This window comes from Tenacibaculum salmonis, assembly GCF_041053065.1.
In the GTDB taxonomy this organism is placed as follows: Bacteria; Bacteroidota; Bacteroidia; order Flavobacteriales; family Flavobacteriaceae; genus Polaribacter; species Polaribacter pacificus_A.
Window position 1 is genome coordinate 2143008 of record NZ_JBFCVV010000001.1, and the last position, 14847, is coordinate 2157854.

General features: G+C 28.8%; 16 protein-coding genes. 7 read left to right on the forward strand and 9 right to left on the reverse strand.

The genetic code is table 11. The features are described 5' to 3' along the window. Positions 1-3: 3 nt before the first annotated feature. The 3 genes from AB0T67_RS09465 to AB0T67_RS09475 all read right to left on the reverse strand — a co-directional run bounded on the left by AB0T67_RS09465 (position 4) and on the right by AB0T67_RS09475 (position 3162). Positions 4-1032: a rod shape-determining protein gene (locus AB0T67_RS09465; RefSeq protein WP_369220099.1), complete on the reverse strand. Its 1029-nt coding sequence runs from the start codon at positions 1030-1032 to the stop codon at positions 4-6. 81 nt (positions 1033-1113) lie between these two features. Next, entirely contained in the window at positions 1114-2640 is a 1527-nt protein-coding gene (gene purH / locus AB0T67_RS09470) for a bifunctional phosphoribosylaminoimidazolecarboxamide formyltransferase/IMP cyclohydrolase (protein ID WP_101931350.1), read from the reverse strand. A gap of 69 nt (positions 2641-2709) precedes the next feature. Continuing rightward, positions 2710-3162, reverse strand: a complete 453-nt coding sequence (locus AB0T67_RS09475) for a GAF domain-containing protein (RefSeq protein WP_101903168.1) — start codon at positions 3160-3162, stop codon at positions 2710-2712. Between the two features lie 107 nt (positions 3163-3269). Between AB0T67_RS09475 and AB0T67_RS09480 the strand changes: the two genes are divergently transcribed. The 3 genes from AB0T67_RS09480 to AB0T67_RS09490 all read left to right on the forward strand — a co-directional run bounded on the left by AB0T67_RS09480 (position 3270) and on the right by AB0T67_RS09490 (position 6347). Further along, the gene (locus tag AB0T67_RS09480; protein WP_101903167.1) at positions 3270-3683 is read left to right on the forward strand and encodes an HYC_CC_PP family protein; all 414 of its coding nucleotides are present in this window, start codon (positions 3270-3272) and stop codon (positions 3681-3683) included. A 68-nt stretch (positions 3684-3751) separates the two neighbouring features. After that, the gene (locus AB0T67_RS09485; RefSeq protein WP_369220100.1) at positions 3752-5983 is read left to right on the forward strand and encodes a TonB-dependent receptor; all 2232 of its coding nucleotides are present in this window, start codon (positions 3752-3754) and stop codon (positions 5981-5983) included. A 1-nt stretch (position 5984) separates the two neighbouring features. Then, positions 5985-6347: a heavy-metal-associated domain-containing protein gene (locus AB0T67_RS09490; RefSeq protein WP_369220101.1), complete on the forward strand. Its 363-nt coding sequence runs from the start codon at positions 5985-5987 to the stop codon at positions 6345-6347. A 62-nt stretch (positions 6348-6409) separates the two neighbouring features. On the opposite strand, the gene AB0T67_RS09495 is transcribed toward AB0T67_RS09490, so the two are convergent. The 4 genes from AB0T67_RS09495 to AB0T67_RS09510 all read right to left on the reverse strand — a co-directional run bounded on the left by AB0T67_RS09495 (position 6410) and on the right by AB0T67_RS09510 (position 10548). After that, the gene (locus AB0T67_RS09495; protein ID WP_369220102.1) at positions 6410-7459 is read right to left on the reverse strand and encodes a pseudouridine synthase; all 1050 of its coding nucleotides are present in this window, start codon (positions 7457-7459) and stop codon (positions 6410-6412) included. A gap of 46 nt (positions 7460-7505) precedes the next feature. Continuing rightward, complete coding sequence (locus AB0T67_RS09500) at positions 7506-8423, reverse strand: geranylgeranylglycerol-phosphate geranylgeranyltransferase (RefSeq protein ID WP_369220103.1); 918 nt, start codon at positions 8421-8423, stop codon at positions 7506-7508. A gap of 11 nt (positions 8424-8434) precedes the next feature. After that, complete coding sequence (locus AB0T67_RS09505; protein WP_369220104.1) at positions 8435-9361, reverse strand: mevalonate kinase family protein; 927 nt, start codon at positions 9359-9361, stop codon at positions 8435-8437. Positions 9362-9468: 107 nt separating this feature from the next. Beyond that, positions 9469-10548 carry a diphosphomevalonate/mevalonate 3,5-bisphosphate decarboxylase family protein gene (locus AB0T67_RS09510; RefSeq protein WP_369220105.1) on the reverse strand — a complete coding sequence of 360 codons (1080 nt, stop codon included), beginning with the start codon at positions 10546-10548 and terminating at the stop codon, positions 9469-9471. Between the two features lie 196 nt (positions 10549-10744). Between AB0T67_RS09510 and AB0T67_RS09515 the strand changes: the two genes are divergently transcribed. The 4 genes from AB0T67_RS09515 to AB0T67_RS09530 all read left to right on the forward strand — a co-directional run bounded on the left by AB0T67_RS09515 (position 10745) and on the right by AB0T67_RS09530 (position 12558). Further along, entirely contained in the window at positions 10745-10978 is a 234-nt protein-coding gene (locus AB0T67_RS09515; RefSeq protein WP_369220106.1) for a hypothetical protein, read from the forward strand. A 21-nt stretch (positions 10979-10999) separates the two neighbouring features. Then, on the forward strand, positions 11000-11284 hold the full coding sequence (locus tag AB0T67_RS09520; RefSeq protein ID WP_369220107.1) for a hypothetical protein: 285 nt from the start codon (positions 11000-11002) through the stop codon (positions 11282-11284). A gap of 76 nt (positions 11285-11360) precedes the next feature. After that, positions 11361-11981, forward strand: coding sequence for a hypothetical protein (locus AB0T67_RS09525; RefSeq protein WP_369220108.1), 621 nt, complete (start codon positions 11361-11363; stop codon positions 11979-11981). Positions 11982-12111: 130 nt separating this feature from the next. Beyond that, positions 12112-12558, forward strand: a complete 447-nt coding sequence (locus tag AB0T67_RS09530) for a KTSC domain-containing protein (RefSeq protein WP_271230734.1) — start codon at positions 12112-12114, stop codon at positions 12556-12558. A gap of 88 nt (positions 12559-12646) precedes the next feature. Here AB0T67_RS09530 and AB0T67_RS09535 read toward each other — a convergent pair whose 3' ends face one another. Together AB0T67_RS09535 and AB0T67_RS09540 are read right to left on the reverse strand one after the other, a co-directional pair. Beyond that, positions 12647-13855: a BaiN/RdsA family NAD(P)/FAD-dependent oxidoreductase gene (locus tag AB0T67_RS09535; protein ID WP_369220109.1), complete on the reverse strand. Its 1209-nt coding sequence runs from the start codon at positions 13853-13855 to the stop codon at positions 12647-12649. Between the two features lie 48 nt (positions 13856-13903). After that, positions 13904-14845: a GYDIA family GHMP kinase gene (locus tag AB0T67_RS09540; protein ID WP_369220110.1), complete on the reverse strand. Its 942-nt coding sequence runs from the start codon at positions 14843-14845 to the stop codon at positions 13904-13906. Positions 14846-14847 lie beyond the last annotated feature (2 nt).

Consider the following 14847-nt stretch of genomic DNA (forward strand, 5'->3'; position numbering starts at 1 on the left):
AATTTATTTGATTAATACAGATTTGTATTTTTCAAGGTTTTTTAAAGCAATACCTGTTCCACGTACAACTGCACGTAAAGGGTCTTCTGCTACATAAACTGGTAAATCTGTTTTTCTAGATAAACGCTTGTCTAATCCTCTAAGCATAGAACCACCACCAGCTAAATAAATACCACTATTATAAATATCGGCAGCTAATTCAGGCGGTGTTTTAGATAAAGTTTCCATTACCGCATCTTCAATACGTAATATTGATTTATCTAAAGCTTTTGCAATTTCTCTATATGAAACTTGTACTTGTTTTGGTTTACCACTAAGTAAATCTCGTCCTTGCACCATCATATCATCAGGCGGACTTTCTAAATCTTCAGTAGCAGAACCTATTTGTATTTTTATTTTTTCGGCAGTAGTTTCACCCACATATAAATTGTGTTGTGTACGCATATAATACATAATGTCACTAGTAAATAAATCACCAGCAACTTTTACAGATTGGTCACATACAATACCAGCAAGTGCAATTACAGCAATTTCAGTAGTACCACCACCTATATCAATAATCATGTTTCCTTTAGGCTCCATAATATCAATACCAACACCAATAGCTGCTGCCATTGGTTCATAAATTAAGTAAATTTCTTTAGCATTCATATGACGTCCAGAATCAATTACAGCACGTTTTTCAACTTCCGTAATTCCTGAAGGAATACAAATAACCATTCTTAAAGAAGGAGGGAAAAGTTTTCGTTTAATAGCCGGAATTTGTTTAACAAATTCTTTAATCATTTCTTCAGATGCCTGAAAATCTGCAATAACCCCATCTTTTAACGGACGAATTGTTTTTATATTTTCATGAGTCTTCCCCTGCATTCTGCTAGCTTCATGACCGGTAGCAATAATTTTACCTGTCAATCGGTTACGTGCAACAATGGAAGGATTGTCAATGACAACCTTTCCATTGTGGATTATAAGTGTGTTTGCAGTACCTAAATCAACTGCAATATCTTCCGTCATAAAATCGAAGAATCCCATATAAAGTCCGTTGTTTTACTTGTTTTTAATGTGCTCTCACAAATCTAGTTAAAATATGCGGGTATTTTACACTGAATTTGATTAATGTTTAAAATGTCTTGTTCCTGTAAAAACCATAGAAACATTATTCTCATTACAATAATCAATACTTAATTGATCTTTAATAGAACCTCCTGGCTGAATTACACTTTCTATTCCTGCATTTTTTGCTATTTCTACACAGTCAGGGAAAGGGAAAAAAGCATCACTTGCCATTACAGCACCATTTAAATCAAAATTAAAAGTTTTTGCTTTTGTAATAGCTTGTGTTAAGGCATCAACTCTACTAGTTTGACCTGTTCCACCAGCTAATAATTGCTTGTTTTTTACTAAAATAATAGTATTAGATTTGGTGTTTTTACACAATTTAGATGCAAATAATAAATCATCTAATTGAGCAGTAGTAGGTCTTGTATCAGTAGGATATGTTAAGTGTTCTAACTTATCAGTAATATTGTCTTTATCTTGTATTAAAACACCGTTTAATGCTGTTCTAACAGTTTGTGTAGGTAAAGCAACTTCTTTCTGAATTAAAAGTACTCTATTCTTTTTTCCTTTTAAAATTTCTAAAGCATCATCATCAAAAGAAGGAGCAATTACTACTTCACAAAATAATTTATGAATTTCTTCAGCAGTAGCTTTATCTATTGTTGTATTCGCAATTAAAATTCCACCAAAAGCAGAAGTAGGGTCACCAGCTAAAGCATCTACATATGCATTATATATGTTTTCTCTTTGTGCAAAACCACAAGCATTATTATGCTTTAAAATGGCAAAAGTAGGCGCTTCACCTTTAAATTCGTTCATTAAATTTACGGCAGCATCAACATCAAGTAAGTTGTTGTAGCTTAATTCTTTTCCGTGTAATTTATCAAACATTGCATCTAAATCACCAAAGAAATATCCTTTTTGATGTGGATTTTCACCATATCTTAAAGTTTTAGAAGTAGTTTCACTTGCTTTGTAAACAACTTCATCTTCATTAAAGTAGTTAAAGATAGCAGTATCGTAATGAGAAGAAACATTAAAAGCTTTAGCAGCTAATTTTTTTCTATCACTAATTGTAGTTGTTCCGTTACTTGCAGTAATTGTGTTTAAAAAATCTCCGTATTGTTCCATTGAAGAAACAATAATAGTGTCTTTAAAGTTTTTTGCAGCAGCACGAATTAATGAAATACCACCGATATCAACTTTTTCAATAATATCTTGTTCAGGAGCTCCAGAAGCTACTGTTTTTTCAAAAGGATATAAATCAACAATTACTAAATCTAATTGAGGAATATTGTATTCTTGCATTTCAGCAACATCACCATCATGATCTTGACGATTTAAAATACCTCCAAATACTTTTGGATGTAATGTTTTTACACGTCCACCTAAAATAGAAGGGTAAGAAGTTACTTCTTCAACAGGTACTACATTAATACCTAAGTCTTTTATAAAAGATTCTGTTCCTCCTGTAGAGTAAATAGTTACTCCTAAGTCGTTCAATTTTTTTACTATAGGTTCTAATCCGTCTTTATGAAAGACTGAAATTAGTGCAGATTTGATAGTTTTTTCGTTGCTCATTGTTGTTGTTTTGTTAAGCTTACAAAGCTACTAAAAGCCTAATGGTTATACAATAATTATTTTATTATTTTAAATAAATAAAGCTACTTTTTTACAGATATATTCTAATAAAGCTTCATCATCTGATGTAAAAATATTAGCGGTGTGAGAATCAATATCAATTTGACCAATATTTTGATTATCAACAAAAATAGGAATTACAATTTCCGATTTTACTTTCCATCCACAAGAAATATAATTATCTTGCTCTGTAACATCTTGCACAACAAAATTCTCATTACTAACAGCTACTTGCCCACAAATTCCTTTTCCAAAAGGTATAATTATATGGTCAGTAGGTTCGCCATTAAATTGTGCTAATTTTAATTCGTCTTTATCTCCATTTTTAAAATAAAACCCTACCCAGTCATAGTAAGACACTTTAGCTGCTAGGTAGTCACAAATTTGCTGTAATTTTTCTTCTTTTGTAGTATTACTTTCTGTAATATTATTTATATTATTTTTTAAATCTTGTAAGTTCATAATTAAAAATTTAGTATCTTATTCGTAATTTAAATTAACAACTTACAAAAATAACTTTAACTATTATTAAATAATAAAAAAAATGATTTTTTGTATATTTGCACTAAATGAAACTTTTTTTTACTAAAATATCAACCATATTATTAGCTTTGCTAGTATTATTCTCTACCTTATCTTTTAGTGTAGAAAAGCATTATTGTGGTGATTTTTTAGTTGATACCTCTTATTTAGGTAATGCAGATAGTTGCGGAAGTATTTCAAATAATGATACTTGCGAAACTATAATTAAGAAAAAAGAATGTTGTAAAGATGAAGTAGAACAAATTAAAGGTCAAGATGAAATATTTAAAGATTCTTTAGATAAAATAAGTTTTGATAAAGTAAAGTTTGTTCTTGCTTTTTATGCGTCTTATAAATTACTTTTTCAAGCTCTTGAAAAACAAGATGTATCACATACTGATTACACTCCGCCTGATTTAATTTTTGATATTCAGGTACTTCATGAAGTTTTTATTATATGATTTTACAATTTTTTTAGGTACGTATTAATAATACGTAACAAATTATTGTTGAATTTAAATATAATATAATGAAAATATATATACTCGGTATTTTAATACTGATTTCGTCTGTTGCCTTTTCTCAAAGTGAGTTTAAAGGTATGATTATGGATAAAAATAATCAAAAAAATAATTTAGGTGTTTACGGTGCAAATATTCATTGGTTAGATACAAATGTAGGTGTAACAACCAATGAAAAAGGATGGTTTACAATACCTTATAAAACCGAATACAAAAAGCTAGTGATTAGTTTTGTTGGTTATAAAACCGATACAATTACTATAAATAGTTTAAAACCGATTCATCATTTTTTAAAGGAAAGTAACACTTTAAATGAGATTGTTGTTAAATCAAAGAAGAGTGCGACTCAAAAATCGTATTTATCATCTCAAAATTTAGTAACCATCAATAGTGCAGAACTTTTAAAATCGGCATGTTGTAATTTAGCTGAAAGTTTTGAAACAAATCCGTCAATTGATGTTAATTATTCTGATGCTTTAACAGGTACAAAGCAAATTCAAATGTTGGGTTTAACAAGTCCGTATTTGTTAATAACTCAAGAAAATATTCCATCTATTCGAGGAGCATCTCAAGCATTTGGACTTTCATTTACACCAGGAACTTGGGTAGAAAGTATTCAAATAACCAAAGGAGCTGGAAGTGTTGTTAATGGATATGAAAGTATTTCAGGGCAAATAAATGCCGAATTAGTAAAACCGTTTACAAATCATCGATTTTTTGCAAATGTTTATGGATCAGCAGGAGGAAGGCTTGAGTTTAATACGCATTTTAATCAGAAAATAAGTGATAAATGGCAAACAGGAATTTATATCCATGGAAATTCTAGAAATCAAAAATTTGATAATAATAAAGATGGTTTTTTAGATAATCCGTTAGCCAAACAGGTAAATGTTATGAATCGTTGGGAATATATTGATGCCCAAAAAGGATGGATTAGTTTTATCAATTTCAGATATTTAGAAGATAATAAACAACTAGGTGAAGTTGATTTTAATCCTGATTTTGATAAAGGTTCTACCACTATTTGGGGAAGTGAAATCAACACAAAACGTTTTGATGCTTCTGCTAAATTAGGGTATGTTTTTCCTGATTTACCTTTTCAAAGTATGGGAATTCAAACAGCTTATAGTAATCATAAACAAGATTCTTATTTTGGGTTAAGAGATTATAATATTGAACATGAAAGTTTATTTTCTAGCTTTACTTTTAATTCTATTATTAGCGATACAAGAAATAAATTTAAAACAGGACTTAGTTTTACATACGATACTTATAATGAGTTTGTAAAGGTTTCTGATGCTCAAAATTTTGATAGAAAAGAAAATTCTTTAGGTGCTTTTTTTGAATATGCTTATGATAATTCTGAAAACTTGAGTATTACCGCTGGTTTAAGAGTTGATACTCATAATTTATTAGGAACTTTTTTAACGCCACGTTTACATATTCGTTATACGGCTTGGGAAAAAGGAGTTTTTAGAGCATCCGTAGGAAAAGGAAAAAGAAGTGCGAATATTTTCGCTGAAAATCAACAATTTTTTGCATCCGCTAGAGGTTTAAATATTGATAACGAAGGAGGTAATATTTATGGATTAAATCCTGAAGTTGCATGGAATTATGGTGTATCTTTTTTACAAGGATATAAATTATTTGGTAAAAAAGGAGATGTTACTTTTGATTTTTATCGAACAGATTTTACGAATCAAGTTGTAGTTGATTGGGAAAATCCGCAGGAAATAGCTTTTTATAATTTAAACGGAAAAAGCGTTGCTAATAGTTTTCAGTTAGAAGTAAATCAAAATATAATTCCTTATTTTAATACTCGTTTTTCATATAAACATTACAATGTAAATACCGATTTTAAATCAGGAAATTTAAATAAAGCTTTACAGGCAAAAAATCGTTTTTTTGCAAATGTATCTTATGAAACTCCTAAAAAAGAAAACGATGCTCATTGGAAATTTGATGTAACTTATAATTGGGTAGGGGAGCAACGATTACCAAATACGCATCAATTACCAGAATATTCAGAAAGTTATAATTTATTAAACACACAAATAACTAAAGTGTTTTCAAAGAAGTTTGAAATTTATGCAGGTGCAGAAAATATAACAAACTATAAACAAAAAAATCCGATACTAGGAAGTGATAATCCGTTTGGTTCAAATTTTGATACAACAATTATATACGCCCCAATATTTGGAAGTAATTATTATACAGGTTTAAGATTTAAAATAGATTAAGATGAAAAAAATAGTAATAGTACTAGTAATTTTATTGATGAGTGTGTCTGTATCGGCACAAAAAAAGAACAAAAATGCCAAGATTTCTTTAGATGTTGATGGTGTTTGCAATATGTGTAAAGGACGTATTGAAAAGGCAGCTTTAAATACAAAAGGTGTTAAATATGCACAATGGAATGTAAATACACATGAGTTAAAGTTAATTGTTGATGAGCGTAAAACCGATGTTAAAACAATTCAACAAAATGTAGCAAATGTTGGGCATGATACCAAAGCAGTAAAAGCACCAAAAGTAGCTTATGATAATTTACATGGATGTTGTAAATATAGAAATGAAGAAATACAAGAAGACCACAAGAAATAGTAAAATATAAGGCATAAAAAAATCCCGAGTTTAAAACTCGGGATTTTTATTATAAATGTTTTTTATAACATTTTTAAAGTGTTTACTTCTTGTTCGGTTAACTCACGCCATCTACCACGAGGTAAATTACGTTTGGTCATTCCTGCAAAAATAACACGATCTAGTTTTGTAACTGCATATCCGAAGTTTTCAAATATTTTACGTACAATTCTGTTTCTTCCAGAGTGTATTTCAATACCAACTTCTGTTTTTCTTTCACCTTCTACATAAGAAACGGCATCAATAAAAACTTTTTTACCTTCAATAACAACATCACCACGTAATTTATCTAAATCTGATATAGATAATTTTTTATCTAAAGAAGCTTGATATAATTTACGTACATTATGTTTTGGATGTGTTAATTTTTTAGCTAACTCACCATCGTTTGTAAATAATAATAAACCAGTAGTATTTCTATCTAGTCTTCCAACAGGATAAATACGTTCTTTGGTAGCATTATCTACAAGTTCCATAACTGTTTTACGACCACGTTCATCTTCCATGGTAGTAATATAGTTTTTAGGCTTGTTTAATAAGATATAACGTTTCTTTTCGATTGAAATTAAAGTACCATCAAAACGAACTTCATCGGTAGGTTGTACCTTGTAGCCCATTTGTGTCATTAAATTTCCGTTTACAAAAACACTTCCGTGTTCAATATAAGTATCGGCTTCTCTACGAGAACAAATTCCTGAATTAGAAATGTACTTGTTTAAGCGAATCCCTGCAGTATCATCTTTGCTTACTTGCTCAACAGCTGGTTTTCTGGCATCACTTCTAAACTGTTTTTTATTATCCGAAGAACTAGTTGCAAACCTTGGTTTTTCTGATGATTTTCTAACAGGTCTATCTGTTCTTTCAGTTCTCTCAGTTTTATTTCTGTCAGAAGATGATCTATTTCTGTCAGATCTATCAGAAGAATTTCTGTTTCTTTCTGATGAACCACTATTTCTATCTGAAGAACTTCTATCCGATCTAGAAGATGTTCTATTTCTGTCAGATGATTTTTTTTCACGAGGATTGCTGTTCTTGTCAGCCTGTCGTCCTCTCGACGAGTTTTTTGAATTCATAATTGTGTTTTAAAAAGATTGCAAAGGTACAGTAATTATTTGATTTTTAATCTAAAGCAATTACGACTTTATCTAAAATTAAAGATTTATCTATAAAAAGCAAACTGAATACGCCGATTAATAATAATATCTTTAAAATGTTGTGTAACAGTACGTATTGTTTTGTTTTTGTTGCCTTCCAAGTATAAAATCCAATAAATACCAAAGTAATAGCTGCTAAATAAAAATAGTATTTCATGTATTCGATAGCAGGATAATTAAATAACACACCAATTGGTACAAGTGTTAAAAACATCAATAATAAGATTAATTTTTTGGTGTTTTTTTCGCCATATTTAACAGGAAACGTATTGTAATTATTAAGAATAGCTCCTTTTATGTTTTCTAAGTTTTTTATCAATTCACGAATTAATATGATTAAAAATAGAAAAATAGCATGTACAAAAATTACTTTTGAAAAATTTTTATAATGAACAAAAACTACAAAAAAAGGAAGTATTGTTAAAATAGTAACACTTATTAGTCCTACAAATGGATGTTTTTTTAGTTTATGTGAATAAAACCAAATTCCAAAAATATAGATTGCAAAAAAGAAACCTGCTCTCCAAGAAACTAAATATCCGAAGCAAAAACCTATAAAATTTAATGCAAAGTATAATGATAATTTAGTTTCTTGTTTTACATAAGAATCTAATCCCGATTTTATAGGTCGATTTATTTTATCAGCATCTTTATCATAAAAATTATTGATAATATAGCCTGAAGCAACCACGCAAATTGTCGCAATAACGAGATATAATAAATGCCAATCGAAAAGCACGGGTTTTACTGATTTTTGATCAGAAAAAATAAAAATAGCAGCCAAATATTGGGCTGCTATTAATACTAAAATATTGTAGCCTCTAACAACTGATAATAGGCTGAATAATTTTTTAAGAAATATACTGACTTTTAAAGTGCTCATGTTGGCATTGTTTAAAATCGATATACTAATTCTAATTTATAATCTTTTAAGCTTGTTTTTGCTTTTTCGTAATCTTTAGTAAATCCTAAGATGTAACCACCACCACCAGAACCACAAAGTTTTAAGTAGTAATCATTAGTTTGAATTCCTTTTTCCCAAACTTTATGAAAAGCAGTAGGAATCATTGGTTTAAAGTTTGTTAAAACAACTTTTGATAATTTTTTTACGTTACCAAATAACGATTTTACGTTTCCTTGTAAAAAATCATCAATACAAGCATCAGTATGTAAAGAAAATTCTTCGCTTAACATTTTTCTAAAACCTTCGTTTTTCATCTTATTCATAAAGATGTTTACCATTGGTTCAGTTTCACCTGCTTGTTCAGAATCTAATAAAAAAACAGCACCTTTTCCTTGTTTTTGAGAGGGGATACCAGCTGGTTCAATATTTTCTTTTGAATTGATTAAAATAGGTAAACTCAAATAAGAATTTAACGGATCTAAACCTGAACTTTTTCCATGGAAAAAAGATTCCATTAATGAAAAGGCTTGCTTTAAAACTAACAGTTTATCACGTGTTAAGTTTTCTAAAACGGTAATTTTATTGTCTGCATATTTATCATATATTGAAGCAACTAATGCTCCTGAACTTCCAACACCGTATCCTTGAGGAATAGAAGAGTCAAAATACATACCGTTATCAATATCATTTTTAAAAGAAACTAAATCAAAAGAAACTAAATCTGAATTTAAAGTTTGTAAGTAATTATAATACTTATTTAAATTTGTGTTCGATTTCTTAGCTTCACCAGTTAAGTTGGTCGCCGATTTTAAAACACCTTTATATGAGTTGAACGGAATTGCCAACCCTTTCGAGTCTTTAATAATTCCATACTCTCCGAATAATAATATTTTTGCGTAAAATAAAGGTCCTTTCATAGCTATTTAATTGCTTGGCAAAAGTACAGGTAAAAGTGCTAGTTTACAAACTAGTACACCTTTTTGTAAATTTAATAATGTTTGTTTTTAGTAATAAGGTTTTTAGATTACATTAATTTTGATCCAAAACCTACATTATCAGTAATATACTGATTATTTTGACAATAATCTGCTAAAACATTTTTAATAAATAATTCAACCTGAGTTTTTTCCGAAGCAGGGTATAAGACATGAACATTTGCACCTGCATCAAGTGTAAAACAGATATTACTGTTATTTTGTTCTCTGTATTCCCAAATTTTATTGATAACCTCTAAGGTGTTTGGTTTCATTAAAATAAAATACGGATTACTTGTAAGCATCATTGCGTGCAATGTTAATGCTTCGCTTTCCACTAAAGTGATAAATTCTTTAATATCTCCGTTAGTAAGTATTTTTGATATTTTAGCTAAGTTTTCGTTTGCTTGTTTAAAACGTTGTTCTGCATACGGATGATTGTGCATTAAATTATGTCCAATAGTTGATGAAACTTGTTTTTCTCCTTTATCGACTAGTAAAATAGTATCACAATAATTTTCAAAAACTTTATGTACTTTATAAGGGAATTTTATGGCGAATAAATCAGAACTTCCTTCTATTTCAGGATGTTCTCCCCAAACAACTAAAGGACCTTCAATACTTCTACTAGCGCTTCCAGAACCTAAACGAGCTAAAAAAGAAGCTTTTTTATTGATAAAGTCGGGTGTTAAATCAGGATTTAAGGCTTTTTCTAAACTCAATAAACACATAGCAATTGCACTCATTCCACTTGCTGATGATGCAATTCCGCTACTATGAGGAAATGAATTTTCAGAAGAAATAATCATTTTATATTCTAAAATATAAGGGCAATATTTTTGAATTCTTTCAAAGAATTTAGCAATTTTAGGTTTAAAGTCATCTTTCTTTTTACCTTCAAAAAACAATTCAAAAGTAGCTGTATTACTTTTTGATATTTTTTCAAATTCAATAGTTGTAATTGTATGACAATTATTAAGAGTAAAGCTTATAGAAGCATTTTTAGGAATCTGCGGATTACTTTTCCCCCAGTATTTTACTAAAGCAATATTACTAGGTGTTTGCCAAGTATAAGAAGCTTTTTTTAATGATTTACTTATTGATTTCGGAATGAATAAAGCTGTGTTCAATTGTCTTGCGATTTTGCAGTAAAGATAAAAGTTAGACAAGACTTTAGCTAATTTTTATAAAAGCTATTCTTTTTTATTAATATTATATTTTTAGTTTAATTTTTTATGAAAAATATTATCATCTAAAAACTATTATTTTAACACTTGTTTTTAGAATTGAAATAAGTATTTTTGTTTTGTAAAAAGGAATAAATATATGGGCAAAAAAATAAAACTAATATGGGATTTTAAAGGTCCAGATGGGTTAGCAACAGCTAAGCATCATTGTATTCATTTAAAAGAATTTGCACAAATAGATAGTTTAGCTTATGATGAAGTAAATCATGAAGAGCTTAATCCAATGCACACCATCGCTTTTATTACTGTTGATGAAAGTATTATGAAAATTTTTAGAGATGCTTTAAAGCCTCACAGAGGAGAATTAGCTTAATTTAACTTAAAAAATAAAAATATGTTTTTAATAAATGCTTTAGCAAAACCAAAAAAATCATCAGAACATTATGATGAAGTTATCGGAGCTTATGTAAGTTTGTATATCGATTATAAAGATATTTCAGGGGCTCTTCAACTTGCCAAAATGTACATAAAAGAAGAGGGGTGGAAATTAACAGAAATAGAAGAAGAGTATTTTACTCTTGATTCGATAAATGATGTTGATGAAGATCAAAAAGAATTATATGAAGAGGCTATAACATATGGATATACAATTATCTTTAATTGTTACGAAGAGGAATAATATTTGTTGTTTTGGTTAGTTTTTACTTCTAATAAAAGCTAACCAAAATTTACTATCTTTCAGTAAAATTAGATTTATGAAGGTTCGTTTTTTATTGATTTACATGCTTTTTTTAGCTTTTAATGGATTTACACAGCATAAGTTAACTACTTATTCAGCTCATAAATCAATAACAAATGCTATTCGAATAAATAACGAACTTATTATAGGTCGAACTGCTTTTTTTGAGAAACAATCAGAAGAAAAACCATTGATGTTTCAAAATACAAAAATGAAAATTGCAGGAATTAATTGGCTGTCTAATGATTTATCAAAATATATAGAAACACTGCAAAAAGAAATTAATACCGAGCAGATTTTATATGATATGTTAAAAGATGGTGTTTATCAAAAAGAACTCTTTACAGATAATCACACTTTAAGCTTTAAAGGAAAAAAACTAAAATCAAAAATAGATAATTTATATGAACTTGCAGTAAAAGCTAATATTCATAAATTATCACAATTAGAAAATTTTTATAAAGGTCATTTTAAAACAGATGCTGTTTTTTATGGTTTTGATGAAAATCAATTAGATTATTTTCAATATCATTTTTCAGATACTTCTAATTATGGAATTATGATGGCACTAAATTGTTTGCTTTTAGATGTAAAAACATTTCAATTATTGTATTACGGTACTGTTATGAGTTATTAATTAATAATTGTTTTTGAAGTATTTAGATAAAATGTTTGATAAATAAAATAAAATATTTAAAATTTAAACAGCTTTGTGTCTCATATTCAGATAATTTGAGTAATTTCGCGGGCTAAATTATTTCATACAGATGAAACGTATAAAAGAATATAAGAAGCTTTTTAGTGTAGAAGGCCCTATAGTTTTAAAAGAATTAAAAACCACTTACCGTGGATTGGTAAAAGAGTGGCATCCTGATAAATTTCTAGACGAAGAGAAGAAATTAGAAGCAGAAGAAGTAAGTACTAAAATTATTGATGGTTATCACTTTTTAGTAAGTATTGCTCCTGAAACTAAAGAAGCTAATGCTGATGCATATAAAGCTACTATTACAGAATCTAGAGTTGCTGATTATCAACATAAAAGTATGTTATTAGAAGTTACTTTTACTGATGGTAATACATACGAATACTTTGGAGTTAGTAGAAAACTTTATATCAAGTTTGTAAATGCAAAATCGATAAATAACTTCGGGAAAAGAAATATTTTCAATTCTTTTACTTACAGAAAATCGAAAAAAGCAACAGCTACTGCTTAAAATATTAGATTAACAATTATTGTTAATTACATAAAAAAAGCCTCTTTCAATTATTTGAAAGAGGCTTTTTTATTGTTTATATTTTTAATTATTCAGCAATACTTTTTGCACAAATAAAGGCACCAGTCCATGCATTTTGAAAATTAAATCCGCCAGTAACAGCATCAATATTTAAAACTTCACCAACCATAAATAAGTTTTTATGTAATTTACTTTCAAAACGTTTAAAGTTAATTTCTTTCAAATCGACACCACCAGCAGTTACAAATTCATCTTTAAAAGTGGTACGTCCGTTAGCATTAAATAATCCTTTTGTTAATTGCGTTGCTAAATTATGTAATTGTTTATTACTTAAATCTCCCCAGTTTTGAGTGGTTTTTATTTCAGCAGCACTTACAAAACGCTCCCATAAACGACGAGGAATATCAGTAAAAGGTGATTTTAAATTTACTTGTTTTCTAGCTTCTGAACTTTTAAGATTTGTTAATTCGTCTAAAGTGTCATCAAAATCTTGTCCTAGCCAATTTACTAAAACATTATATTGATAATTTTTATCAGCTAAAATACGTGCTCCAAAAGCTGATAATTTTAAAATTGCAGGTCCACTTAATCCCCAATGTGTAATTAATAAAGGTCCTGAATTTTCTAAATTTGTTCCTACTAATTTTACATCAGCATTAGGAACAGATATTCCGCCTAAATCTATAATTCTTTTATCTTTGATATTAAAAGTAAATAATGAAGGCACAGGTTCGACAACAGTATGTTCTAAAGTTTTACATAAATCCCAAACTTTTTTAGAACTACCAGCGGCAATTACTAAATAATCAGCTTCAAATTGTTGTTCTTTTGTATTGATAATCCATTGTTCATTATTTTTTTCAATAGAATTTACACCATGATTTTTCAACACTTTAATTCCTAATTTATCAATAGAATTTTGAAAACAATCAATAATTGCTTGCGATGTATTTTCTTCAGGGAAAACTCTATTATCATCTTCAATTTTTAAAGGAACACCTCTGTCATCAAACCATTCAAAAGTATCTCCTGTCATAAATTGATGAAAAGGACCTAAAAGTTCTTTTTCTCCTCTTGGATAAAATTTCACTAATTCTTTCGGTTCAAAACAAGCGTTTGTAACATTACAGCGTCCGCCACCAGAAATTTTTACTTTTTGTAAAACTTCTTTTCCTTTTTCAAGAATGGTAATATCTAAATCAGGATTTTGTTCTTTTGCATTAATTGCTGTAAAATGTCCTGCAGCACCACCACCTATAATAATTACTTTTTTCATTATTTATTTTTATCCGTTTGAATAATTTTGATATTTTTCTGAAAACGATTATAAAACCATTTTTTGATAAGGTACAATTGTGTTGTATCCTTTTTCTTCAAAATAATTTACTGTATTTTCATTTCCTGTAGCTAAAACAAAATCGCCACCCCAAGCACCTAAGCTTTTTATTTCGCCAAAATAATCTGGAAATAATCGTTTTTTTACGGGTTGTTGTTTGATAATCGAACTGATAATTTGTTCGTGTTCAACGATTATTTTATTGATGTTTTTAGTAGAATCTGCCTTTAAAAATGCTTCTGTTAAATCGTTTATTTCGGGAATTAATTTTTTAGCATTTTCTCTGTGTTCTTTATATTGAGCAATTCCTTCTCGGCTATTTTGCTTTTGATTTAAGTAGATGAAAAATAATTCATCCGCAAAATTAGGATTAAATTCTACTTTTGATACAATCGGTTTTTTTTCATCTAGTTGATATAAAATTGGCGTGTTATTACTTGCACAAGCAATATCGTAACCACTTCCTGAAAAGGCATTTTGCAACAAAATAAACGGATTTACTTTAGCCCAAGTTGCGATATTATTTATCAAAGTTGATGAACTTCCTAATCCCCAATTTTGAGGAAAAGTTAAGTTTGTTTTTACAACATAACCATTTTTATCGGCGTTTTTATTGCTTAGGAAATCAGGGTTTAATTTTTTAGCTTCCTGTAAAATATCTGCTAAAGTTTCTGCAATAAATTCGGCATTTCCTTCTTTATCAGAATTAAAAGTAGCAGAAGTTAGGCGTAACTTTGGTAAATCGAAAGTAGCTTCAAACCAACATTCGCCAGTATTGGTAAAACTTCCCCAAATAAGTTGTTGTTCTTTAATGGGGTCAACTGTTAAATTTTGTCCGAATTTAGTAGGAACAGCCAATGATGTTGCACCATCTAAAACAAGATATTCACCTGTTAATAATAATTTTCCGTTGCTGTAAAATGTATTCAAAA

Excerpts from the sequence above, each read along its gene's own strand:
- AB0T67_RS09475 (WP_101903168.1), bottom strand. The coding sequence starts at position 3,162 with ATGAACTTACAAGATTTAAAAAATAATATAAATAATATTACAGAAAGT.
- AB0T67_RS09525 (WP_369220108.1), top strand. The coding sequence starts at position 11,361 with ATGAAGGTTCGTTTTTTATTGATTTACATGCTTTTTTTAGCTTTTAAT.
- AB0T67_RS09520 (WP_369220107.1), top strand. The coding sequence starts at position 11,000 with ATGTTTTTAATAAATGCTTTAGCAAAACCAAAAAAATCATCAGAACAT.
- AB0T67_RS09495 (WP_369220102.1), bottom strand. The coding sequence starts at position 7,459 with ATGAATTCAAAAAACTCGTCGAGAGGACGACAGGCTGACAAGAACAGC.
- AB0T67_RS09500 (WP_369220103.1), bottom strand. The coding sequence starts at position 8,423 with ATGAGCACTTTAAAAGTCAGTATATTTCTTAAAAAATTATTCAGCCTA.
- purH (WP_101931350.1), bottom strand. The coding sequence starts at position 2,640 with ATGAGCAACGAAAAAACTATCAAATCTGCACTAATTTCAGTCTTTCAT.
- AB0T67_RS09515 (WP_369220106.1), top strand. The coding sequence starts at position 10,745 with ATGGGCAAAAAAATAAAACTAATATGGGATTTTAAAGGTCCAGATGGG.
- AB0T67_RS09535 (WP_369220109.1), bottom strand. The coding sequence starts at position 13,855 with ATGAAAAAAGTAATTATTATAGGTGGTGGTGCTGCAGGACATTTTACA.
- AB0T67_RS09465 (WP_369220099.1), bottom strand. The coding sequence starts at position 1,032 with ATGGGATTCTTCGATTTTATGACGGAAGATATTGCAGTTGATTTAGGT.
- AB0T67_RS09505 (WP_369220104.1), bottom strand. The coding sequence starts at position 9,361 with ATGAAAGGACCTTTATTTTACGCAAAAATATTATTATTCGGAGAGTAT.
- AB0T67_RS09485 (WP_369220100.1), top strand. The coding sequence starts at position 3,752 with ATGAAAATATATATACTCGGTATTTTAATACTGATTTCGTCTGTTGCC.
- AB0T67_RS09490 (WP_369220101.1), top strand. The coding sequence starts at position 5,985 with ATGAAAAAAATAGTAATAGTACTAGTAATTTTATTGATGAGTGTGTCT.
- AB0T67_RS09530 (WP_271230734.1), top strand. The coding sequence starts at position 12,112 with ATGAAACGTATAAAAGAATATAAGAAGCTTTTTAGTGTAGAAGGCCCT.
- AB0T67_RS09480 (WP_101903167.1), top strand. The coding sequence starts at position 3,270 with ATGAAACTTTTTTTTACTAAAATATCAACCATATTATTAGCTTTGCTA.